This is a genomic window from Streptomyces sp. NPDC091649, from assembly GCF_044756785.1.
Lineage (GTDB): Bacteria > Actinomycetota > Actinomycetes > Streptomycetales > Streptomycetaceae > Streptomyces.
The window spans coordinates 125,393-146,752 of record NZ_JBIVTR010000011.1; the positions used below are offsets into that span (position 1 = coordinate 125,393).

18 protein-coding genes are annotated in these 21,360 nt (G+C 73.5%); 8 read left to right on the top strand and 10 right to left on the bottom strand.

Annotation, left to right across the window (positions count from 1 at the left end; genetic code table 11):
- Positions 1–133 precede the first annotated feature (133 nt).
- Positions 134–2,413, top strand: coding sequence for a catalase (locus ACIQMU_RS20035; protein ID WP_402689333.1), 2,280 nt, complete (start codon positions 134–136; stop codon positions 2,411–2,413).
- Between the two features lie 108 nt (positions 2,414–2,521).
- On the opposite strand, the gene ACIQMU_RS20040 is transcribed toward ACIQMU_RS20035, so the two are convergent.
- The 6 genes from ACIQMU_RS20040 to ACIQMU_RS20065 all read right to left on the bottom strand — a co-directional run bounded on the left by ACIQMU_RS20040 (position 2,522) and on the right by ACIQMU_RS20065 (position 8,954).
- On the bottom strand, positions 2,522–3,658 hold the full coding sequence (locus ACIQMU_RS20040; RefSeq protein WP_402689334.1) for an acetate/propionate family kinase: 1,137 nt from the start codon (positions 3,656–3,658) through the stop codon (positions 2,522–2,524).
- 141 nt (positions 3,659–3,799) lie between these two features.
- Positions 3,800–5,041, bottom strand: coding sequence for a cytochrome P450 (locus tag ACIQMU_RS20045; protein WP_402689335.1), 1,242 nt, complete (start codon positions 5,039–5,041; stop codon positions 3,800–3,802).
- Between the two features lie 59 nt (positions 5,042–5,100).
- Positions 5,101–5,910, bottom strand: a complete 810-nt coding sequence (locus ACIQMU_RS20050; RefSeq protein ID WP_402689336.1) for an SDR family oxidoreductase — start codon at positions 5,908–5,910, stop codon at positions 5,101–5,103.
- A complete protein-coding gene (locus ACIQMU_RS20055; protein ID WP_402689337.1) occupies positions 5,907–6,950 on the bottom strand; it encodes a polysaccharide pyruvyl transferase family protein in 1,044 nt (347 codons plus the stop codon). Before ACIQMU_RS20055 ends, ACIQMU_RS20050 begins: the two co-directional genes overlap by 4 nt.
- Positions 6,950–8,083 carry an aromatic acid exporter family protein gene (locus ACIQMU_RS20060; RefSeq protein WP_402689338.1) on the bottom strand — a complete coding sequence of 378 codons (1,134 nt, stop codon included), beginning with the start codon at positions 8,081–8,083 and terminating at the stop codon, positions 6,950–6,952. The genes ACIQMU_RS20055 and ACIQMU_RS20060 overlap by 1 nt, the downstream gene beginning before the upstream one ends.
- 76 nt (positions 8,084–8,159) lie before the next feature.
- Positions 8,160–8,954 (bottom strand): SigB/SigF/SigG family RNA polymerase sigma factor, encoded by a 795-nt coding sequence (locus ACIQMU_RS20065; RefSeq protein WP_352240896.1) that lies wholly within the window; start codon positions 8,952–8,954, stop codon positions 8,160–8,162.
- A 457-nt stretch (positions 8,955–9,411) separates the two neighbouring features.
- On the opposite strand from ACIQMU_RS20065, the gene ACIQMU_RS20070 reads away from it, so the two are divergent.
- From ACIQMU_RS20070 to ACIQMU_RS20080, 3 genes are all read left to right on the top strand, one after another.
- Complete coding sequence (locus tag ACIQMU_RS20070) at positions 9,412–10,632, top strand: Vms1/Ankzf1 family peptidyl-tRNA hydrolase (protein WP_352240895.1); 1,221 nt, start codon at positions 9,412–9,414, stop codon at positions 10,630–10,632.
- Between the two features lie 321 nt (positions 10,633–10,953).
- Complete coding sequence (locus tag ACIQMU_RS20075) at positions 10,954–11,178, top strand: DUF5133 domain-containing protein (protein WP_352240894.1); 225 nt, start codon at positions 10,954–10,956, stop codon at positions 11,176–11,178.
- Between the two features lie 44 nt (positions 11,179–11,222).
- The gene (locus ACIQMU_RS20080; RefSeq protein WP_402689339.1) at positions 11,223–12,086 is read left to right on the top strand and encodes an SDR family oxidoreductase; all 864 of its coding nucleotides are present in this window, start codon (positions 11,223–11,225) and stop codon (positions 12,084–12,086) included.
- Between the two features lie 47 nt (positions 12,087–12,133).
- Here ACIQMU_RS20080 and ACIQMU_RS20085 read toward each other — a convergent pair whose 3' ends face one another.
- The gene (locus tag ACIQMU_RS20085; protein ID WP_402689340.1) at positions 12,134–12,520 is read right to left on the bottom strand and encodes an ArsR/SmtB family transcription factor; all 387 of its coding nucleotides are present in this window, start codon (positions 12,518–12,520) and stop codon (positions 12,134–12,136) included.
- A 95-nt stretch (positions 12,521–12,615) separates the two neighbouring features.
- On the opposite strand from ACIQMU_RS20085, the gene ACIQMU_RS20090 reads away from it, so the two are divergent.
- Positions 12,616–14,592 carry a heavy metal translocating P-type ATPase gene (locus tag ACIQMU_RS20090; protein WP_402689341.1) on the top strand — a complete coding sequence of 659 codons (1,977 nt, stop codon included), beginning with the start codon at positions 12,616–12,618 and terminating at the stop codon, positions 14,590–14,592.
- Between the two features lie 129 nt (positions 14,593–14,721).
- On the opposite strand, the gene ACIQMU_RS20095 is transcribed toward ACIQMU_RS20090, so the two are convergent.
- Positions 14,722–15,132 carry a four-helix bundle copper-binding protein gene (locus tag ACIQMU_RS20095; protein WP_352240889.1) on the bottom strand — a complete coding sequence of 137 codons (411 nt, stop codon included), beginning with the start codon at positions 15,130–15,132 and terminating at the stop codon, positions 14,722–14,724.
- 268 nt (positions 15,133–15,400) lie between these two features.
- Between ACIQMU_RS20095 and ACIQMU_RS20100 the strand changes: the two genes are divergently transcribed.
- The 3 genes from ACIQMU_RS20100 (at position 15,401) to ACIQMU_RS20110 (ending at position 18,677) form a co-directional block, all read left to right on the top strand.
- Positions 15,401–16,381, top strand: coding sequence for a TIGR03557 family F420-dependent LLM class oxidoreductase (locus ACIQMU_RS20100; protein WP_352240888.1), 981 nt, complete (start codon positions 15,401–15,403; stop codon positions 16,379–16,381).
- Positions 16,382–16,499: 118 nt separating this feature from the next.
- The gene (locus ACIQMU_RS20105) at positions 16,500–16,979 is read left to right on the top strand and encodes an SRPBCC family protein (protein WP_352240887.1); all 480 of its coding nucleotides are present in this window, start codon (positions 16,500–16,502) and stop codon (positions 16,977–16,979) included.
- A 57-nt stretch (positions 16,980–17,036) separates the two neighbouring features.
- Complete coding sequence (locus ACIQMU_RS20110; RefSeq protein WP_402689342.1) at positions 17,037–18,677, top strand: phytoene desaturase family protein; 1,641 nt, start codon at positions 17,037–17,039, stop codon at positions 18,675–18,677.
- Here ACIQMU_RS20110 and ACIQMU_RS20115 read toward each other — a convergent pair.
- Both ACIQMU_RS20115 and ACIQMU_RS20120 read right to left on the bottom strand, forming a co-directional pair.
- Positions 18,665–19,789: an amidinotransferase gene (locus tag ACIQMU_RS20115; protein ID WP_352240885.1), complete on the bottom strand. Its 1,125-nt coding sequence runs from the start codon at positions 19,787–19,789 to the stop codon at positions 18,665–18,667. The genes ACIQMU_RS20110 and ACIQMU_RS20115 overlap by 13 nt on opposite strands.
- 234 nt (positions 19,790–20,023) lie before the next feature.
- On the bottom strand, positions 20,024–20,962 hold the full coding sequence (locus tag ACIQMU_RS20120) for an SDR family oxidoreductase (RefSeq protein WP_352240884.1): 939 nt from the start codon (positions 20,960–20,962) through the stop codon (positions 20,024–20,026).
- Positions 20,963–21,360 lie beyond the last annotated feature (398 nt).

Sequence of the window (21,360 nt, forward strand, 5' to 3'; positions counted from 1 at the left end):
CCGCCGGAACCTCTCCGTGTGAAGGGGGTCGGCTCGGGTACTCGGCCGCCCGTGCGCTCCCTCGCCCCCGCCGGCGACGGACACCACGTCACCTCCCCCCCTGTCCCACCGCCACCCCACGTTCGGAGCCGTCATGAGCGAAAAGAATCCCCTGAAGGCCGCGGCCCAGAAGGCCGCCGAGATGCTGGGGGCCTCGTCCTCGCCGGAGGAAGGCATTCCGGGTAAGCCCGCCGCGCAGTCGCCACCGGTCGAGGAGCCCGTCGGCGGAAGCGAGCAGCTGCCGCCCAAACCCGATCAGAGCGGCCCGGCGACGATGAGCCCCACCGGCCGCGCCCTCGACATCGACCCCGCCGACGTGGCGCAGTCGGGCACCCGTCTGACCACCGCCCAGGGCACCCGGCTGTACGACAGCGACCACTCCCTCAAAGCGGGGGAGCGGGGCCCCGTACTCCTTCAGGACCACCACCTGCGGGAGAAGATCACCCACTTCGACCACGAACGCATCCCCGAGCGCGTGGTCCACGCCCGGGGCGCCGCCGCGCACGGGGTGTTCGTGGGCTACGGCACCGCCACCGACGTCACGAAGGCGGCGTTCCTCGCCGAGGGCGTCGAGACCCCCGTCTTCACGCGGTTCTCGACGGTGCTCGGGTCGCGCGGTTCGGCCGACACCGTCCGGGACACCCGCGGTTTCGCCACGAAGTTCTACACCACCGAGGGCGTGTTCGACCTCGTCGGCAACAACATCCCGGTCTTCTTCATTCAGGACGCGATCAAGTTCCCCGACGTCATCCATGCCGGAAAGCCGCATCCGGACCGCGAGATCCCGCAGGCACAGAGCGCGCACGACACCTTCTGGGACTTCGTCACCCTGCACACGGAGGCCGCGCACCACACCCTGTGGAACATGTCCGACCGGGGCATCCCCCGCTCGTACCGGACCATGGAGGGCTTCGGCGTCCACACCTTCCGCCTGGTGAACGCGGAAGGCTCCACGACCCTGGTGAAGTTCCACTGGAAGCCCAAGCTCGGCGTGCACTCCCTGCTCTGGGAGGAGGCGCAGATCATCAACGGCGTGGACCCCGACTTCCACCGCCGTGATCTCGCCGACGCCATCGAAGCGGGCGCGTTCCCCGAGTGGGAGCTGGGCATCCAGACCTTCCCCGACACGCCCGACCAGACGTTCGAGGGCATCGACCTCCTGGACCCCACGAAGATCGTCCCGGAGGAGCTGGCCCCGGTGCAGCCCATCGGCCTGCTCACCCTGAACGCCAACCCGTCGAACTACTTCGCCGAGACCGAACAGGTCGCCTTCCACGTCGGCCACCTCGTGCCCGGCATCGACGTCACGGACGACCCGCTGCTCGCCGGGCGGCTCTTCTCGTACCTGGACACCCAGATCTCGCGGCTGGGCGGCCCGAACTTCGCCCAGCTGCCGATCAACCGCCCGCACGCCCCGGTCAACGACATGCTGCGGGACGGCATGCACCAGACGGCGGTCCACCGGGGCGTCGCGCCCTACCGCCCCAACTCGCTCGACGGGGGGTGCCCGTTCCTCGCCGGGGCGGACACGGGAGCGTTCGTCGAGAGCCAGGTCACGGTGCCCGCGGCGAGCAAGAAGCGCGCGGCCCCCGCCTCGTTCGCCGACCACTTCACCCAGCCCCGGCAGTTCTGGCTGAGCATGACCCCGGTGGAGCAGGAGCACATCATCGCCGCCTACACCTTCGAGCTGAGCAAGTGCTACGAACAGGCCGTCAAGGAACGGGGCCTGAAGGTACTGGCCAACATCGATCCCGTGCTCTGCGAACAGGTGGCGAACGGCCTCGGCCTGCCCGTCCCGCGAGCCACGGAGCCGCTGGGCTCGCCCGAACCCAGCCCGGCCCTGTCGCAGGTGGGCGGTACCTGGCCGTCGGACGGGCGCGTCGTCGGCATCGTCACGGACGGCCGGGGCGATCTCGCCGGAGTCCGCTCGGTGCGCGAAGCGGTGCTGCGGGCGGGCATGGTCCCGCTGGTCATCGCTCCGCGGGGCGGGGTGCTGGACGCCGACGGGGACCCGGTCACCGTGCAGCGCACGTTCGCCAACGCCCGCTCCGTGGAGTTCGACGCGATCCTCCTGGCCGGCGCGCCCGGCCGCGGGGACGACGCCTACGGGGCGCGCGACGCCAAGGCCGCAGGTCCGCAGGCCCAGAGCGCGGTGCGGACCGACCCGCGCGTCCTGCTGCTCCTGTCCGAGGCGTTCCGGCACGGCAAGGCCCTCGGCGGCTGGGGCGAGGTCGCCGGAGTGCTGGAGGTGGCGGGGGCCCCGGCCACCCGGGCGGGCGTGGTGCTCGGCGACCGCCCCGACGCCGTCATGGACCGGATCGCCGAACTCCTGGCCGCACACCGGGTCTGGGAGCGCTTCCCGGCCGCGATCTGACCGCCGCGATCCGACCGGAGCCCGCGCGGGCACAAGCCCGCGCGGGACTTCGTACCGGCTCGGTCTGCCTCAATTCCGGCTCGGGGAGCACGCCGGCGGCGGCGCAGCTCAGCCGCCGTTCGGCTCCGCGCTGCGAGCGGCCAGCAGGGCGCGGGTCTCACGGTCGACCTGCTGGGCCTCCCCGGTGGGCACGACGATGACGGGAACCCGCGCCCCCGGCCCGCTGATGACCTCGGGGCGCTCCGGGACGAGCGTCCCGAGGCCGCCCGTGAGGCCGAGCGCGGGCAGCCGGGCACACACCTCCTCGCGCACCTCGGGCTGGTCCTCGCCGATCTCCCCGGTGAAGACCAGCGCGTCGAGCCGGTCCAGGGAGGCGGCCATCGCGGCGACGCCCCGACGGCAGTGGTGGGTGAACACGTCCAGCGCGAGCGCCGCGCGCTCGTCCCCCGCCGCTCGGCCGCGGACCAGGTCGCGGGTGTCGTCCGAGGTGCCGGAGAGGGCGAGAAGGCCGGATTCGTGGTTCAGCGCCTCCTCGATCCCGGCGGCCGACAGACCGTGCCGGGTCTGCAGCCAGGTCAGGGCGCCGGGGTCGACGCTGCCGCTGCGGTGACTCATCACCAGCCCTTCGAGCGGGGTGAACCCCATGGTCGTGTCGACGCTCCGCCCGTCCCGTACGGCGCACGCCGAGCATCCGCCGCCGAGGTGCGCGATCACCAGGTGAAGCTGTTCGGGACGCCGGCCGAGGAGTTCGGCGGCCCGGGCCAGGGCCCAGGCGTACGACAGCCCGTGAAAGCCGTAGCGCCGCAGCCCGAAGTCCTCGCGCCAGGCGGCGGGCACGGCGTACTCCCGGGCGGCGGCGGGCAGGCCGGTGTGGAAGACGGTGTCGAAGCAGGCGGCGTGCGGGATGTCGGGCAGCAGGTCGCGGGCCGCGTCCACGACGGTGAGGGCGGGTGGCACGTGCAACGGCGCGAGCGTGGCCACCTCGTCCAGACCGGCGCGCACGACGTCGTCGATCAGACGGTGGCCGCGCAGCCGGGAACCGCCGTGGACGACGCGATGGCCGACAGCCGACGGGGCGGGCGCCTCGTCCAGGAGCCGACGCAGCGGGCCGTACGCGTCCCTGCCGGGCGGCGAGTCGCCGCGGTGATCGGCGAGGATCTCGCCGGCGTCGCCGAACACGGTCAGGCGCAGGCTGGACGAGCCGGCGTCGGCGACCAGGACCGGCCTGCTGTTCCGTACGGACACGTGGGCCCACTCCCTTCGTGACGCCCGGCCCGGCGACGTCGTCCCCCTTCCGAGGACGGCGGCCGACCGGGCGGGTACGCGCGAGGGGTGCCGGCCTGATCCGCACCGGTGAGGGCCGGCGCCCTGCCGGTCGGGCGGAGTTCACCCACCCGCGCGGCGGCCGGCCGGCGCCGCGGTGACGCCGCTGATGACGAAGCCGCTGCGCGGAGCCGTCGGGATCCGCCGCAGCGGAATCCGGAGGTCCTGTTCGGCGACGTCGTACGGCGTCCGCGCCAGGAAGCGGGCCACCGTGGCCAGGACGGAGACGGTCACGTCCTCCCCGGGGCACCGGTGGCCGTCCACAGGACCGCCGCCCTGGGGAACCAGCGCGTCGGCGGGGGCCGGTCCCGTCAGGAAGCGCGACGGGTCGAATCGATAGGGCTCGGGCCACAGGTCCGCGTCGTGATCGAGTCCGTACAGGTCCAGCAGCACCGTCGTGCCCGGGGCGATCGTCCGCCCGGCCCACTTCAGCCTCTCGGCGGCGAGACCTCCCACGAAGGGGGCGAACGGATAGAACCGGCGCACCTCCTGGGCGAACGCCCACGCGAACGCGGGGTCCCCGTCGCTCGCCAGAGCCTCGCGGTGTCCGGGGTGACGGTGCAGCGCGTGCGCGGCGAACACGGAGAACCAGGTGACGGCGACGGTCGGGCGCAGCACGTTGAGCACCTCGACCGCGGCGGTGCGCGGCGGGAGCGGGGACCCGTCCGCGTCCCGGTGCGCCGCGATCGTCCGGAGAACCGTGGGGCCCGGATCGCCGTCCTTGCGAACGGCTTCCACCAGGGACGCCAGCCGCTCCTCCTGACGGCCGCGCGCCCGTCGCGCGGCGATGTGGCGGGGGCCCACGGCGGCGAAGCCGTCGACCATGGCGATCAGGTCCCGCGCCGTCCGGCTCACCGCGTCCTCGGCCAGCGGCACACCGGCCCAGGCGTGCACGGCGCGGGTGAGCACTCTCGCCAGCTCGTCGAAGAGCACGACGCGCTCCGCCCGGGACCACTCCTCCCGCGCCCGCTCCAGCTCCCGGTCCACTCGTTCCGCGAGGTTCCGCACCGCCGACGGGTCCATGAGCAGGCCCGTGAACAACGCTTTGCGCGCCCGGTGGCGCTCGCCGTCGAGCGTGTGCACCGCGCCCCGGCCGAAGAGGGTGTCGATCACCGGACCCGGCAGGGCGTCGTGCCGGTGGATGTGCTCCTCGTCGTAGAAGAACCGCACCGCGGCCGGGCCGTGCAGCGCGATGGCCCTCTTGCCCAGGAGGCGGGTGCGCACCGGTGCCCCGCCGCTGCGCCGCCTGCGGTCCGGCAGCCAGGCGTATCCGTGGAGAAGGAGCGGGAGAGTGCTGTCGACCATGGGGGCCTCCGGGGCGAGCGGGGGATGTGGTGAGCGCGGTTCGGAGCCGACGGCGCGGGTCAGCCGCGGCGCCAGTCGTCGGAGCGCAGATGGGAGCCCGCCTGTGGCCCCATGCGCAGCATCCCGCCGTCCACCACCCAGGAGGCGCCGGTCGTGTACGAGGACTCCGGTCCGGCGAGGAAGGCGACGACGGAGGCGACCTCCCGGGCGTCGCCGGGCCGCCCGAGCGGAATGCCCGGCCGGTCCACGCCCGCCACCTCGACGTCCTCCTGACCCGTCATCGGAGTGGCGATCTCCCCGGGGGCCACCGCGTTCACCGTGATGCCGTGTTCGGCCAGTTCCAGGGCCATCACCTGGGTCAGCAGGCCGAGCCCGCCCTTCGCGGCGCAGTAGGGGGCGGCGCCGACCCGGGGCTGGTGCTCGTGGACCGAGGTGATGTTGACGATGCGCCCGCCGTCCCCCTGGGCGATCATGCGGCGGGCCGCCCGCTGCGAGCAGAGGAAGGGCCCGACGAGGTCCACGTCGATCACCTGCCGGACGGTGGCGTGGTCCAGGTCGAGGAACGGAGTGGCCGTCCCGGTGCCCGCGCAGTTGACGAGGACGTCGACGCGGCCCAGCTCGTCCGCGAGGGCGTCGACCACCTCGGCGGCCACCGGGAGATCGCTGAGGTCGAGCCGGGCGACGGCGGCGCGCCGGCTGGCCGCGCGGACCTCGGCGGCGGTGTCCTCGCCGCCCTGACGGTCGCGGTGGTAGGTGATGCCCAGGTCCATCCCCTGTTGGGCGAGCTTCACGGCGACCGCTCTGCCGATGCCCGAGTCGGCCCCGGTCACCAGGGCGACCGGGGCCACCGGCCCGGTGTCTTTGGTCATGTCTCCTCCAGGGGCGGTGTCGGGCGAGGGGCGGGGCGCTCCGGCGGCCGGACGGAGCCGGCCCGTGGCAGCGGCCGGGTACCACCGTCGCCCCGGGCCAAACCTGCGGATCGCCCCGCGGCCGTCGCCCGGGCCGGTGTGCCGCGGGGCAGGCGCTCGCTCCGCCGGCGGGCCGCCGCCCGCCCCGCGGGGGAGAGGCACCAGTCCCACCAGTGGTCCAGGAGCCCGGTGGTCAGCTCCTCGCCGGCCACCAGCGCGGGCCAGCGCAGGACCCGGCTCTGCGCCGTGACCTTCGCGCCGCCCAGGACCGGGTCGACGGCCAGGGCCGGGACCCCGGCCCGCAGGGCCAGCACCAGACCGTGCAGCCGGTCGGTGACCATGAGGTCCAGACGGCTTGCCAGAGAGAGGTACTGCTCCGGCGTCCGGCAATGGCGCCAGTCGCCCCGGGCCAGCCGGGTGTCGGCGTCGATCCGCGCACAGTCCTGACCGGCCAGCCAGGGGAGAAGCACCTCGGAGACACGGTCGTGGGCGCGCCGGTCACCGTACTCCCCCTGCCCGTGGGTGAGGGCCACCCCCACGACGGGCGCGGGCCGAGAGACGGGCGCGTCCGCCGCGAGGTCCGGCAGGGTGGCGTCGTCCGGTCCGTCGCGGGCCAGTACGCGGTCGAAGCCCCGGACCGCCGGACTGTCGGGGTCCACCACGCTCACGCCGACGGCGACGCGACGGCAGGAGGCGTATCGCTGGTGGAGTGCGGCGACCTGTCGCCCGTGAACGGGCCCGCAGACGAACACAAGCTGTTCGTAGCGCGGTGGCGGCGCCTCCTCCAGGCTGGGTCCGCCGGGAGCGAACGCGGGGCTCCAGGCGGTGTCGTGCGCGACGCCCAGCCGGTCGAGCGACGCCGAGACGGCCCGTTGGGCCAGCGCGTCTCCGGCGGTGACCTCGCCGTCCAGGAAGCTGAACCAGCCGGTCACCAGGACCCGCCCGGCGTCGGTGCGGGGCCGGAGCAGCTCGTCCAACCGGGCATCGAGGAGAAACGGCATCAGTCGGTACTCCCTTCCTGGTGGACACGGGCCGGCGGAACGCCCGCGTCCCCTTCGTCGGGTGCGAGGTCGTCGAGGAGGGCATGGCAGTCGGCCACCAGGCTGCCGAGCGCGGCCCCGACATCGGGGCCCTGCCCGTGCAGGTCGTCCTTCACGACGGCGAGGGCCTCACGGGCATCGGCCAGAGCGGCGTCGCGCCGATCGCACCGCTCCTCGTCCGCGCCGTGCTCCATGATGGACTCGTCGGCCGCGCAGACCTCCGCGGCGGCGGAGAGCAGAGGACCGAGTCGGTGCAGGGAACGGCGCGGAGGCCGGGGCAGCCCCCTCCTGTCGGAGGCGGTCTCCCACAGAGTCAGGGTCAGGGCGAGCAGACGGTTCGCCACCCGGGCCCAGACGATGTCCCATCCGGTGGAGGGCGGCGGCGTCCGGCGGCGGAGGCGGTGGCCGGGGTTGAGCCGCAGGCTCTCGGCGTCCCGTCCCCGTGCCACATGGAGCTCCGACAGGGCGGCCGACAGGTCGCGGGCGTCCCGGTGCCACTGTTCCGCCCGCTGTGCGTCGTAGTCCTCCACCTCGTCGCCGATGTCTCGCAGGAGCCGACCGCAGTCGCGCGGCAGGGAACGGGCCAGCCCGGTGACGTGGAGCGAGTGGATCGGCGGCAGGACGAGAGCGTTGACCGCGATGCCCACGGCGGCTCCCACCACCGTCTCCAGCAGCCGGTGTCCCACGGCCGGCAACGAGTACGAGCCGTAGGCCAGCACGAAGAGGGCGGTCGTCGGCGCGTACAGGCCCTGCCCGCCGACCGGAGCCACATTGCCGAGCAACACGGTCACGGGGAGGACGATGATCATGGCGATCATCGTGTCTCCGGTGAGCGTCGCGGCGCCGGCGGCGAGCAGGGTCCCCGCCGTGATCATCATGATCAGCTGGGTCGCGGTGCGCACGGACCGGTAGACGGTTCCCTGGACCAGTGCCACGGCCGCCCACGGGGCCATCAGCGCCATGGGCGCCGTGAGCCACCATCCGGTCAGGGCCCAGGCGATGATGGCCGCGGCGGCCGCCTTCAGGGACTGCACCACCTGCTGCCGGTCGGGGCGGTGCATCCGGGGCGTCAGGCGGGCGAGCAGCGCGTTCATGACTCGCGGGCGGGCAGCCGGGGACGTGGACCCGCCGGCCCGCCGACCGGTCGGCGCGGCCGTCGGCAGAAGCCGCTCACGCCGCCCCCTGGAGCACATCGTCGCGCAGTCGTTCGCAGGACTGACTGAGCAGGCGCGAGACGTGCATCTGGGAAATCCCGAGGCGTTCGGCGATGCTCACCTGAGTCATGTCGCGGAAGAAGCGGAGGTAGAGGATGGTGCGCTCCCGCTCCGGGAGCTTGCTCAGTCCCGGCTTCACGGCTTCGCGGTCGACGGCCACGTCCAGAGCCCGGTCGCAGGAGCCCAGCCGTTCGGAAAGGGGGCTGCCGCCCTCCGCACCCGCCGGTTCGGCGTCCAGCGAGAGGGCGCTGTAGCTCTCCAGCGCTTCCAGGCCCAGGAGCACGTCCTCCTCGCTGAGCCCGGAGGCGGCGGCGATCTCGGCGCACGTCGGCGCGCCGCCGCCCGCGGTCTGGGTGAGATCACGCCGGACCGTCCGCACCCGGTTGCGGAGGTCCTGGACGCGGCGGGGCACGTGGACGTCCCAGGTGTGGTCCCGGAAGTGCCGCTTCAGCTCGCCCGTGATGGTCGGGACCGCGTACGTCTCGAACGCCTTGGCGCGCAGGGGGTCGTACCGGTCCACCGCCTTGACGAGCCCCATCGCGGCCACCTGGCGGAGGTCGTCCATCGCCTCTCCCCGGTTGCGGAACCGGGAGGCTATTCGGTGGGCCATCGGCAGCCATGCGCAGACCAGCTCGCCACGCAGCGTGTCCCGCTCGCGTCCGGGAGGCAGCTCACGCAGTCTGCGAAAGGCGTCGTGCCCGGCAGCGTCGTCCCCGTCCGTGCGTCGTTCCTGGCCAGGTGCAGCCTGCATACGAGCTCACTCCTCGACGGCGGTTGATCGGGTCGCCGTGGGAGCGCGGGGAGCCGGACACATGCCGCCCGGGGCCCCCACGGGCGCGCCTCATGTCCGAAGCACACACGTCGCATACCCGTGCTAATAGGCGCTAAACGTGTGAAACTCCGCAGATACGCGGGCCTCTCGCCGTCCTGTCGGTCCCTTGTTCCGGAACCTGGGCGGCGCGAGGGCCGGGCCACGGGGCAAACCCCTGAATCCCGTGCTCCACGGCTCGGAGCCCTCGGCCGACCAGCCGGGTTCCCGCGCCCGGAGGAGCCAAACGGAATCGTCCCGGACCCCGGACCCAGGAACCGGTCCCCGGGAGCCGGGCCCCGAAACCAGCCCGCGGTCCGGCTCCCGCCGGCGTGTGTAGCCGTGGCCTGCCGGGGTACTCGGTTGAGTCGAGCGCACCCCGACATACCGGGAGGAAATTATGGATCTCGCGCACCTGACACCCTTGTACGACCGCCCTGGGCCCTGGGCCACGGCCTATCTCGACACCTCGGCGGCGGACGAGTCCACGCTCAGCCGCCGCGAGCTCAAAGGACGACAGATCAGCGAGGAACTGGCGGAACAAGGGGCGGACCAGGAGACCTGTCTGGCGGTGCGCCGGGCCATCGACTCGTACGCCTTCGGGGACCAGACGGCGGGCAGGGCGGTGTTCGCCGCCCACGGCCAGGTCGTACTGGATCCCGTACTGGGCATTCCACCGCCGGGCGAGTCCCTCAGCGTCTGGGCTCCCCTCCCGCACGTGGCGCCCCTGGTGGAACTGACCCCCGACGAGCCGGACACGCTGGTCGTGCGCGTCGATCGCGTCGGCGCCGACATCGAGCTGAGGACCTCCTCCGAGCGCAGTTCCCTCGATACGGTGCAGGGCCGTGACTGGCCCGTGCACCGCACGGCGTCCGCCGACTGGTCCGAGCGCCATTTCCAGTTGAGCGTCGAGAACACGTGGGAGGAGAACGCCCGCACCGTGGCGGCGGGTGTGGAGGACGCCGTGACCACGACCGGCGCGCACCTGGTCGTTCTCGTCGGCGATGTACGGGAACGGCGTTCCGTGCGCGACGCTCTGCCGGAGCATCTGCGAGCGACCGTCGTCGAGACGGAGCACGGGGGACGGGCGGCGGGTTCGCACACCGCGCTCCTCGACGACTGGATCGCCGCACAGCGCCGCGAGTACGCCGGTCTGCGCGCGGCGGAAGCGCTGGAGCGGTTCACCGCGGCCAAGAACCGCGACGACGGCAGGATCGAGGCGGCCGACGGTGTTCCGGCGCTGGTCGACGCGGCGCGTGAACACCGGATCGCCACCCTCCTGCTTCGGCCGGACGGGCCCGACACCCACCGGGAGGTCTGGGCCGGCCCGAAATCCGAACAGATCGCGCTGCGCCGGACCGACGCCCGCTCGCTCGGCGAACCGGAACCCTTCACCGTCCGTGCCGACGACGCCCTGCTCAGGTCGGCGACGCTGACCGGTGCGGAGGCCGTCGTCGTCGGCGGGGCGGCCGCCGCTCGCGACCGCAGCCCCGACGAGGACCTGGCGGCGGACAACCGCGGGGAGGCCGAGCCGGAGCAGGCCGAACCGGTCGGGGGCCTCGGCGCGCTGCTGCGCTGGCCGACCGAGGGGGAGCACCCGCTGCCGGAACCGGGGACCTGACGCCACACCGAGGGCCGCGCCGGGACGGACGGGGGCCGTCCCGGGGCGTGCTGGCGGCCTTCCCGGGGCGTGTCGCGGCGCGATTTGCATGAACGGCGCCGAGGTGGGAAAAGTGATGGAGAAGGTCAGGAAGCGGCCTGTTCGGACCCGCTGCCGTCCTTTCCGGGGTGTGCCGTGAGGTTGCCGAGTCACCCTTGACCCACTCCTTCGCGAGTCCCGCTTTCCCCTGCCGCGGGGCGGTCCCGCCGTGTTCCCGACGAGCTCGCGGCGCCGGCCCCGTAGGCCCGCTGTCATCCCGTTGCGAGAGAAAGGCCGAGTGCGATGCTGATGGCCCACCCCGCGGTACTCGAAGAGCTTCTGCGTCGTTACGACGAACTGAAGGCCGGACGCGGAAAGGACGCCCGGGAGGTGACCCGGCGCCTGGAGGACGTGAGCTACACCTTGTGCGTGACCACCGGCACCCGGGACATCGCCTCGGCACTCGTGGCCGCTCGTGGGCAACTGCGCCGCCTGGTGGCGGAGAAGGCGGCCACGGCCCTTTCCTGACGGGACGGTGAGTGCGGTGCTGGGTCGAGGAACGCCGTGATGTCGTGACGGGCTTTCAGTACGTTCTGCGAGGCCGTTCGGCGGTGGTGACGGGTGCCGCGCGGGGCATCGGTGCGGCGGTCGCCCGGCGCCTGGCACAGCGCGGGGCGAAAGTGGCCCTGCTCGGCCTGGAGGCGGACGCCCTCGCCCGGGTGTCGCGGTCCCTGCCGACCGAATCGGCGCACTGGGAGGTCGACGTCACCGATGACGCGGCGATGGCGCGCGTCGCCGACGAGGTCCGGGACCGCTTCGGTCCCCCCTCGGTGGTGGTGGCCAACGCCGGAGTCGCGGAGGGCGGACCGTTCGTCGGCTCCGAACCGGCCACGTGGCGTCGAGTCATCGACGTCAATCTCGTCGGGAGCGCCGTCACCGCCCGGACGTTCCTGCCCGCCCTGCTCGACACGCGGGGGTACTACCTCCAGATCGCCTCCCTGGCGTCCATCGGCGCAGCCCCCATGATGAGCGCCTACTGCGCCTCCAAGGCCGGTGTGGAGTCGTTCAGCCGCGCCCTGCGCGCCGAAGTGGCTCCCCGGGGGGTGGCCGTGGGCATCGCCTACCTCAACTGGATCGACACCGACATGATCCGCGACGCGGACCGGCACGCCGTCATGCGCGACCTGCGCGCGCACCTGCCCCGGCCCGCCCGCAAGGTCTACCCCGCCGCGGACGTGGCCGTACGCCTGGTGTCCGCCGTCGAGTCACGCTCGGTCACGGTGTACTTCCCCGCCTGGCTGCGGGGCGTCCAGGCCGTACGGGCGGCACTGCCCGGCCTGGTCACCCTGTGGTCCCGCCGGGCCGTCGGGGCCGCGTACCCCTCCACCGGTCTCCTCGGCGCGGGCGGCCGTGCCGGGGGCGCCGACGGCGGCTGAGGCCGACGGCGTTCGTCGGTCGCCGTCCGGCGAGCGGCCGGACGGGATCAGTCGGCGACGGCCGGCTCGGAGGCCCCGGCCAGGCCGTCGCGTGCCCCCAGGCGCAGGTGCTCGACGTGGTAGAGGGCCTGGTCGAGAAGTTCGGCGACGTGGTCGTCGTAGAGGGCGTAGATGATCGAGCGGCCGTGTCGCTCGCCGGTGACCAGGCCGAGGTTGCGCAGCAGGCGTAGCTGGTGGGAGCAGGCGGAGGCTTCCATGCCGACGGCGTCGGCGAGGTCGCCGACCGAGCAGGGCCCTTCCTGGAGCCGCGCCAGGATGTGCAGGCGCGACGGGGTGGCGAGGGCCTGGAGGGTGGCGGCGACGTCCGCGGTGCCGACCGCGTCGAGGCGTTCGCGGGTGGTGGCACTGCTCGTGGCGTCGGATCCGTGGCCCATGACGCCATCATACGCGCGACACCTGAAAAGCTGTTCAGGTGTTCCTGTATGGTGACCCTGTTGCCCGTCGTCCACCCGTGAAGGGTTGTTCCGTCATGTCTTCTGTCGTGGATCAGCGGTCCGTGCCGGCGGTTCCCGGGCCGCCGCGTCCGGTGCCGACGGTGCGGCGCACCCGTCTGCTGGCCCTGCCGGAGGCCCGGTGGGCGCTGGCCTCACTGGTGCTGTTCCTGCTGGCGCTCCCGGTGTACCTGCTGGGGGCTCCGGCGTGGGCGTGGGGACCGCTGTTCGCCGCGACCTACGTCACCGGCGGCTGGGAGCCGGGGTGGGAGGGGCTCAAGGCCCTGAAGGAGCGGACCCTGGACGTGGACCTGCTGATGGTCGTCGCGGCGCTCGGCGCCGCCTCGATCGGGCAGGTCCTGGACGGTGCGCTGCTGATCGTCATCTTCGCCACCTCCGGTGCCCTGGAGGCGGTCGCCACGGCCCGCACCGAGGATTCCGTGCGCGGCCTGCTCGACCTCGCCCCCACGGTCGCGACCCGGCTGCGGGCGGACGGCACCGAGGAGACGGTCGACGCCGAGCGCCTGGCGGTGGGGGACGTCATCCTGGTGCGGCCCGGTGAGCGGGTCGGCGCGGACGGACACGTGCTGGACGGGGCGAGCGATGTCGATCAGGCCACGATCACCGGCGAGCCCCTGCCGTCGGCCAAGCAGGCGGGGGACGAGGTGTTCGCCGGCACGGTGAACGGCACGGGCGCTCTGCGGGTGCGCGTGGAGCGGGACCCGGGGGATTCGGTGATCGCCCGGATCGTGCGGATGGTCGAGGAGGCTTCCGGGACCAAGGCGCCGACCCAGCTGTTCATCGAGAAGATCGAGCAGCGCTACTCGATCGGCATGGTCATCGCGACGCTGGCCGTCTTCGGCATCCCGCTCGCCTTCGGCGACGATCTCCGGTCCGCGCTGCTGCGTGCGATGACGTTCATGATCGTCGCCTCCCCGTGCGCGGTGGTCCTCTCCACCATGCCCCCGCTGCTGTCCGCGATCGCCAACGCGGGCCGCCACGGGGTGCTGGCGAAGTCGGCGGTCGTGATGGAACGCCTGGGCCAGGTCGACGCGGTCGCGCTGGACAAGACCGGCACCCTGACCGAGGGCGCCCCGCGGGTCACCGACGTCCGCCCCCTTAGCGCCTCGGGTCTGGACGAGGACGGACTGCTGGCGCTGGCGGGTGCGGCCGAGCACCCCAGCGAACACCCCCTCGGCCGCGCCGTCGTCCGGGCCGCCCGGGAACGCGGCCTCGTTCTCGCCGGGGCGACCGGTTTCGCCTCCGCCCCCGGGGCCGGTGTCACCGCGACCGTCGAGGGACACACCGTCCGGGTCGGGTCTCCGGCCAGGCTCCTGCCGACGGGCGGACCGGAGTTCGCCGACACGGTCCGCTCGCTGGAGGACGGGGGGCGCACCGCGGTCGTCGTCCTGCGCGACGGCGCTCCGGTCGGAGTGCTGGGCATCGCGGACCGGCTCCGTGGCGACGCGAGGGCCACGGTGGCCGCGCTGACCCGGCTCACCGGCCGCGCCCCGGTCCTGCTCACCGGCGACAACGAGCGGGCCGCCCGCCACCTGGCCGGCGAGGCCGGCATCACCGACGTCCGCGCCGGACTGCTTCCCGAGGACAAGGTCGCCGCGGTACGGGCGTGGGAGGCCGAGGGCCTGCGCGTCCTGGTCGTCGGCGACGGGGTCAACGACGCGCCCGCGCTGGCCGCGGCGCACACCGGCATCGCGATGGGCCGGGCGGGGTCCGACCTGGCGCTGGAAACGGCGGACGCCGTCGTCGTACGCGACGAACTCGCCGCGATCCCCGCCGTCGTGGCCCTCTCCCGCACCGCCCGCCGCCTGGTCGTCCAGAATCTGGCCATCGCCGGGACGTTCATCGCCGTCCTGGTCGCCTGGGACCTCATCGGCACCCTCCCGCTGCCGCTCGGCGTGGCCGGGCACGAGGGCTCCACCGTCATCGTCGGCCTCAACGGCCTGCGACTGCTGCGCGAGGCCGCCTGGCCCCGCCCCGCCGAGGACGCTCCGTGAGCAGGCGGGGGGCGTACGGGGCGCGTACGGGGACGAGCCGCCCGAGGCCGCCGCGAGGGCGCTCTGCCCGCTGAGGCCGCCGGCCCGGGTGTTCCCCCCGCGGCCGGCCCGGGAAGCGGCTGCCCGGGGTCAGCCCAAGGAGGAGAGCAGGTCGTCGCACGCCTGCTCACAGCGACGGCACGCCTCGGCACAGACACGGCAGTGACCGTGCCGGTCCGCGTGGGTCTCGCACTCGTCGGCACAGGCTTTGCAGACGGTGGCGCAGGCTTGGAGGACCGCCCGGGTCACGTTGGCGTCGTAGCCCGTGTGGCGCGAGAGAACGGCGGCGGTCGTCGCGCAGACGTCGGCGCAGTCGGCATCGGTGCGGATGCACTTGGTGAGGTCGGCGACCGACTCCTCGGACAGGCAGGCGTCGGCGCACGCCGTGCACGCCTGGGCGCAGGCGACGCACTCCTCGATGCAGCGGGCGAGCTTCTCGCGGTCCACCCGGCCCAGGTCGGCGGGGTAGGCGGTCAGCATGTCCTTGACCACGGTGGTCATGAGTACCTCCAGGGTGTGGTTCGTCCCGTACGTCGCGGCCGGTGCCGCTGTCCCGTACGGGTACACCGATCGCCGACCGCGAAACGCCCGCGCGGTGGGAAACACCGGTCGCCGGTCGCGAAACCCCCGTGCGGCGGAGAACGACGCCCGTGCGGAGGGCCGGGGCGGGAGGCGGCGCGGGTGATGAGCGGGGCGGCCGTTAGGCAGGGGCATCAGGGGGTACCCCATGCGGACAAAGCGACCATGGCGCGTGCGGAATGAGGATCACATGCAGGTGGGATACAAGCTGGCGGCGGAGGCGTTCGGTCCGGCGGAGCTGGTCAGGCAGGCGGTGCTCGCCGAGGAGGCGGGATTCGACTTCGTCGAGATCAGCGACCACTACCACCCCTGGCTCGACAACCAGGGGCATTCACCCTTCGCCTGGACGGTGCTGGGGAGCATCGCGGCCCGGACGTCACGGATCGGACTGGCGACCGGGGTGACCTGCCCCACCGTGCGCTACCACCCGGCCGTCATCGCTCAGGCGGCCGCGACCCTCGCCCTGCTCTCGGAAGGCCGCTTCGTCCTGGGCGTCGGCTCGGGGGAGAGGCTCAACGAACACGTCGTCGGCTCCGGCTTCCCCGACGCGGTCAGCACCCGCCACGAGATGCTCACCGAAGCCCTGGAGATCATCCGCCTGCTGTGGAGCGGAGGTTACCGGTCCTACGAGGGGAAGCATCTGCGGCTGCGGGACGCCCGCGTCTTCGACCTCCCCGACGAAGCGCCGCTGATCGCGGTGGCCGCCAGCGGCCCGGAGTCGACCCGTATCGCCGCCGAGCTGGGCGACGGCCTGTTCGCCACGGAGGACAAGCCGAGCATCGTCCGGCACTACCGGGACGCCGGCGGCTCCGGCCCGTGCTACGCGGAGGTCCCGATGGCCTGGGCCCCCGACGAGCACACCGCCGCGCGCGCCGCCCTGGAGACGTCGCGCTGGGCCCTGACCGGGTGGAAGGTGATGAGTGAGCTGCCCAATCCGGTCAACTTCGACGCTGCGACCACCACCGTGCGCGAGGAGGACATCCTGGGCAAGTTCGCGTGCGGAGCGGACCCCGGACGGTACGTCGAGGTGGCTCAGCAGTTCGTCGACGCGGGCTTCGACAGGCTGGTCATGCAGAACGCGGGCCCCGACCCCGACGGCTTCGTCGACTTCTACCGCCGTGAACTCGACGGGCGCATCCGACAGCTCACGCCGAACAGCCCGCGAGCCTGAGGCCGCGGGGCGTTTGGCCATCCGTACCCGTGGTACCCGGTAGCGGCACGACGTCGTGCGGTCGGGACGTCCCGACCGGCGAACCGAGGCAGAACCCCGATCGACGAACAGGACGAACATGGCCGCCCGGCAGCATCTCATCGACCGCTCCCCGTCCGCCGTGTGGGCCGTACTGGAAGACGAACGCCTGTACGGCAAATGGGTGGTGGGCACCTCGGAGTCCCACCTGGAGCAGGGCGACTGGCCCGAGCTGGACTCCTCGATCACCTACTGCGTGCGCCTGGGGCCCAAGGAGTTCACCGGCCGCACGGTGGTCCGGCGCATCGAAAGGCCCCGGACGCTGGAACTGGAGGCCGAGGCCGGTCCGCTGGGATCGGCGCGCATCGCCCTGGACATCCGGCCGTGGGGCTCCCGAACGCTCGTGATCGTCGACGAACACCCCTTGCGCGGGGTGGGCGGCACGCTCCACAACGTCCTGCTGGACTCCCTGATCCAGATCCGCCACCGCACCATGCTGGCGCGCCTCGCCCGGCTGACCGAACGCATGACGCCGGCGGGCGAGGGTGACGGTGAGCGCCTCGCCACGCCCGGCGGCTGACCGCCGGATCCCGGCGCAGAAGGGAATCCCGTCGCTGCAACGGAGGGTGACACGTCCATGGTCGACGCGGTAGTGATCGGCGCCGGTCCCAACGGCCTGGTGGCGGCCAACCTGCTCGCCGACGCCGGCTGGTCGGTGGAGGTGCTGGAGGCACAGGACGAACCGGGAGGCGCGGTCCGCAGCGACCGCGGAGTCCACCCGGAGTACGTCAACGACCTGTTCAGCTCGTTCTATCCGCTGGCCGCGGCCTCCCCGGTGCTGGCCCGGCTGGACCTCGGACGGGAAGGGCTCCGCTGGAGCCACGCGCCCCATGTGCTCGCGCATCCGCTGCTCGACGGCAGCTGCGCCGTGCTGGACCGCGACCGGTCGGCGACCGCCGCCGCCCTCGACCGTTTCGCACCCGGCGACGGCGACGGCTGGCTGGGCCTCTGCCGCATCTGGGACCGGCTGGGCGACGACATCGTCAACGCCCTCTTCTCGCCCTTCCCCCCGGTCCGGTCCGGGGCGGTGCTGGCGGCGCGGCTCCGGGCCGCGGGCGGGCTGCGGCTGGCCCGGTCACTCGTCCTGCCGGTCCGCAGGCTGGGCGAGGAGGAGTTCGCCGGGGAGGGCGGCCGGCTGCTGCTGGCGGGCAACGCCCTGCACGCCGATCTGGCCCCGGAGGCGGCGGGCAGCGGCGGCTTCGGCTGGCTGATGTCCATGCTCGGGCAGTTCCACGGATTTCCGGTCCCCGTCGGAGGCGCGGGGGCCCTCACCGCGGCGCTCGTGAGGCGGCTGCGCAACCGTGGGGGCAGCGTGCGGTGCGGGCAGCGGGTCACCGAGGTCGTCGTGCGCCGGGGCCGTGCCGTGGGCGTTCGTACGATGTCCGGGGAGGCGGTCCCCGCGCGCCGGGCCGTAGTGGCCGACGTCGCCGCCCCCGACCTGTACGGATCGCTGATCGCCGCCGAGCACCTGCCCGGCCGGCTCCTGGACGACATGCGACGGTTCCAGTGGGACTTCGCGACGTTCAAGGTCGACTGGGCGCTGAACGGTCCGGTCCCGTGGAGCAGCGCGGCCGCCGCCTCGGCGGGGACCGTCCACCTGGCGGAAGGGGTCGACGAGCTCACCCGCTGGGCGTCCCAGATCGCCCGCGGGCTGGTCCCGGACCGACCGTTCCTGCTGGTGGGGCAGATGACCACGGCCGACGCGACCCGGTCGCCGCTGGACACCGAGTCGGCGTGGGCCTACACGCACGTGCCGCACACGGTGAAGGCGGACGCGGGCGGGGACGGGCTGACCGGCCGCTGGGACGCCGGGGAACAGGAGCGGATGGCCGACCGGGTGGAGGAGCGGGTGGAGCGGTACGCCCCCGGTTTCCGCAGCCGGATCCGGGCCCGGCGGATCCTTGCCCCGGCGTCCTTGCAGAGCGCGGACGCCAATCTGCACAACGGCGCGATCAACGGGGGCACGGCCTCGATGCACCAGCAGCTGGTGTTCCGGCCGGTGCCGGGCACGGGCCGCCCCGAAACGGCCGTGAAGGGCCTGTACCTGGCCTCCGCGTCCGCCCACCCGGGCGGCGGGGTGCACGGCGCTCCGGGCGCCAACGCCGCTCGCGCCGCCATCCGTTCCACCCGGGCCGCGGCGACCGCGCTGTCGGCCGCCCAGCGCCTGCTGGCCGGCCGGGACCGGACCGGCAGCAGGTCCGCGACTCAGTCGACGTAGGACTCCAGGGTGCCGCGACGCCGGATGTCGAGGGTCGCGCAGTGGAAGGACCCGCCGAAGGGCGCGTAGTGCAGCAGGTCGCACGGGATGGGCTCGAATCCCCACTTCTCCAGGGCGCGCAGCATGGTGGTGTGATGCCGCTCCGCGATGACACGCCTCTCGTCGATCATGAGGACGTTCATGCTGAGCCACTTTCCGCACAGCGAGGTGATCTGGAGCAGGGGATCGCGGATCGGGTCGGGCTGGGGCGCGACCAGGATGTCCCAGGAGTCCAGGACCTCGGGAAGGCGGTCCACGTCGATGTACTCCGGATTGACCAGCGCCTTGCCGGGGGCGAGCACGAGAAACGTGGTGTCGATGTGCATGGGCGTACGGCAGCGGCTCTCGATCTCGTGGACCCGGTAGTCGGGACCGAGGTGGCGTCGCACCCATTCGATGCCCATGCCATTGGTGACGTTGCTCCGGGTGACGAACAGGTCCCGGCCCGCACGGACGAAATCAGCGGCGTCGAAGACGGGCTCGAACTCGGTCAGGATGTAGCGCATGGGTTCGCCCGGCTCCGGAGGCCGGTAGCGGGGGTCGTACAGCGCTTCGGTGAGCTGCGGCTTCGGTGCGGCCGTCCAGCGGGCGCCTCTGCGGAAGTAGTCCTTGAGCAGCGCGCGGTAGGAGTGGGTCTCGAAGTACCTGCACGGCCAGGCCATCGGGGTTTCGATGATCTCTTCGCCGATCACCAGCATGCTGTCCCGGGGACAGGTGTTGCAGAAGCCCCGCGACGACCAGTCCGGAGTCGAGAACCGCTGCCGGTGGTCGACCGGATCGGGGCGGGTCACCGTGATGCCGAGGGACTGGAGGAGCGTGACGAACTGATCGAGCTCGCGCTGAGCCGGTTCGATCAGGGCCTGCGGATACCTGAAGCCCGCGGCGAGCCGCTGGAACCGGGCGGCCCACGGCGGCACATTGCAGGAGACGACGGAATGCCGCGAGGGGGTGGTGGCGCCGTCCAGGCGGCCGACGACGACCTCCTCCAGCGGGTCCCATTCGTTGTGCGAACTGACGGGCGACCGGAGTTCGCCCCCGTCGTCCCCGTGTCTCTCCCTCGACGGAGTGCTCATGCTCGTCCTCCGGCCCCGACAGGGGCTCCGCTGGGCACGCGTCCTCTGGTTCCCGTCGCCACGCTCACGACACCCTCCCGTGTCACACCGCCGGCCGGGCCTCCGGGCCGGCTGAGAACCGCTTGGCCCCGTGAGTATCCCGCCGGGCCCGTTCGTAACGTCCTCCGACCCGTCCAGGCGTTTCCCGTCCCGCCCGGAGCCCGGCGCGGGGCCGCGGAAGCGAGTTGGCTCGAACTAGCGATCGGGCGGGGGAGTGGAGTGGGAGGCCGAGTGGAAATCCCAGTCGGCCCGCCCTCCGGCCCCCAGGACCTCGGCGGGGGAGGACAGCGCGTCCTCCCGGTGGCCCCGCAGTTCGCGGCGGGCGACCCGGGCGACGAGTGCGGGGAACAAGGGGCGCAGCGGCTGGCACCAGCGGAGCCAGGGCGGGGCGTAGATGTTCGGGGCGCGGTGGGCGATGCCCCGGGTGAGCCAGTGGGCCACCTGGTCGGGGGTGTGGACCCGGCGGGCCGGGCGGGGCTGGTTGCGGCGCAGCGCTCGGAGGACGGGGTGGTCGTCGATGCCGGTGAGCATGTCGGTGCCGGTCCAGTGCAGATAGGCGACGCCGACCTGGATTCCGTCCGGCAGGACCTCCCCGCGCAGTGCGAGGGCGAACGACTCCGCTCCCGCCTTGGAGGCGCAGTAGGCGCTCATCATGGGCGCGGCGCCGAACGCGGCGGTGGAGGCGATCTGGAGGAAGTACCCCCGGGTGGCGGTGAGCTGTGGCAGAAAGGCGCGGGCGGTGTTCGCGGAACCGGTGAGATTGACGTCGATGACCCGCTGCCAGAGCTCGGCGGCGGTACGGTCGAAGGGCCCGCTGACGGCGATGCCCGCGTTCGCCACGACCACGGAGGCGGGCCCGAGGCCGGCCTCCACACGGCGCGCGGCGTCCGCGAGCGCCGCCCGGTCGGTGATGTCGCACTCGACACAGATGCTCGGACCGGAGAGGGACGCGGCGGCCTCCCGCAGGGTCGCCGTCTCCCGGCCCAGCAGGGCGACGTGCATCCCGGCGTCGGAGAGACCGCGGGAGAGCGCTTCGCCGACGCCGCGAGCGGCGCCGGTGACGACCGCGACCCGCCCGCGCGGAAGACCGGCGGGGGTACGGCGGATTCTGCGACCGCCCGGGCCGTCGCCCATCGTCTCTCCTCGCTCGCTGACCACCCGCTGCCGGGCCGGCTGCCCCCGCAACACCGTCACGCCGGGCCCCGGCCACCGCAACCCGGGGCCCGGCCGACGGGGCTCGGGCGGCGGGACGGACGCCGGGCACGGAGCCGGCCCGCGGGCGGCGGGTTCGAGCGGAGAGCAGGCGGCCGGGCGGGGGAGTCCGGGAGGCCGCGTCCGGGGAGGCGGCCGGCCAGGAGCCGGCCGCTCCTACCGCCACTCAGGTGGGAGCGGCTGATCAGAAAGGGCCCGGGAGCGGACGGCGGGATACGGTCGGACGGCAAGCGCCCCGCCCGGCTGCCCGTCGCCCGGCGGCCACCCGGCCCCCCGGCGCGGAGGACTCCGGCTTCCCTCCCAGCGCGAGGGGTGTGTAC

What these genes read in the sequence shown, in the direction of transcription:
- ACIQMU_RS20090 (WP_402689341.1), top strand. Translation starts at nt 12,616, where the DNA reads ATGTCTTCTGTCGTGGATCAGCGGTCCGTGCCGGCGGTTCCCGGGCCG.
- ACIQMU_RS20110 (WP_402689342.1), top strand. Translation starts at nt 17,037, where the DNA reads ATGGTCGACGCGGTAGTGATCGGCGCCGGTCCCAACGGCCTGGTGGCG.
- ACIQMU_RS20105 (WP_352240887.1), top strand. Translation starts at nt 16,500, where the DNA reads ATGGCCGCCCGGCAGCATCTCATCGACCGCTCCCCGTCCGCCGTGTGG.
- ACIQMU_RS20075 (WP_352240894.1), top strand. Translation starts at nt 10,954, where the DNA reads ATGCTGATGGCCCACCCCGCGGTACTCGAAGAGCTTCTGCGTCGTTAC.
- ACIQMU_RS20085 (WP_402689340.1), bottom strand. Translation starts at nt 12,520, where the DNA reads ATGGGCCACGGATCCGACGCCACGAGCAGTGCCACCACCCGCGAACGC.
- ACIQMU_RS20045 (WP_402689335.1), bottom strand. Translation starts at nt 5,041, where the DNA reads ATGGTCGACAGCACTCTCCCGCTCCTTCTCCACGGATACGCCTGGCTG.
- ACIQMU_RS20100 (WP_352240888.1), top strand. Translation starts at nt 15,401, where the DNA reads ATGCAGGTGGGATACAAGCTGGCGGCGGAGGCGTTCGGTCCGGCGGAG.
- ACIQMU_RS20065 (WP_352240896.1), bottom strand. Translation starts at nt 8,954, where the DNA reads ATGCAGGCTGCACCTGGCCAGGAACGACGCACGGACGGGGACGACGCT.
- ACIQMU_RS20060 (WP_402689338.1), bottom strand. Translation starts at nt 8,083, where the DNA reads ATGAACGCGCTGCTCGCCCGCCTGACGCCCCGGATGCACCGCCCCGAC.
- ACIQMU_RS20095 (WP_352240889.1), bottom strand. Translation starts at nt 15,132, where the DNA reads ATGACCACCGTGGTCAAGGACATGCTGACCGCCTACCCCGCCGACCTG.
- ACIQMU_RS20070 (WP_352240895.1), top strand. Translation starts at nt 9,412, where the DNA reads ATGGATCTCGCGCACCTGACACCCTTGTACGACCGCCCTGGGCCCTGG.
- ACIQMU_RS20055 (WP_402689337.1), bottom strand. Translation starts at nt 6,950, where the DNA reads ATGCCGTTTCTCCTCGATGCCCGGTTGGACGAGCTGCTCCGGCCCCGC.
- ACIQMU_RS20050 (WP_402689336.1), bottom strand. Translation starts at nt 5,910, where the DNA reads ATGACCAAAGACACCGGGCCGGTGGCCCCGGTCGCCCTGGTGACCGGG.
- ACIQMU_RS20120 (WP_352240884.1), bottom strand. Translation starts at nt 20,962, where the DNA reads ATGGGCGACGGCCCGGGCGGTCGCAGAATCCGCCGTACCCCCGCCGGT.
- ACIQMU_RS20035 (WP_402689333.1), top strand. Translation starts at nt 134, where the DNA reads ATGAGCGAAAAGAATCCCCTGAAGGCCGCGGCCCAGAAGGCCGCCGAG.
- ACIQMU_RS20115 (WP_352240885.1), bottom strand. Translation starts at nt 19,789, where the DNA reads ATGAGCACTCCGTCGAGGGAGAGACACGGGGACGACGGGGGCGAACTC.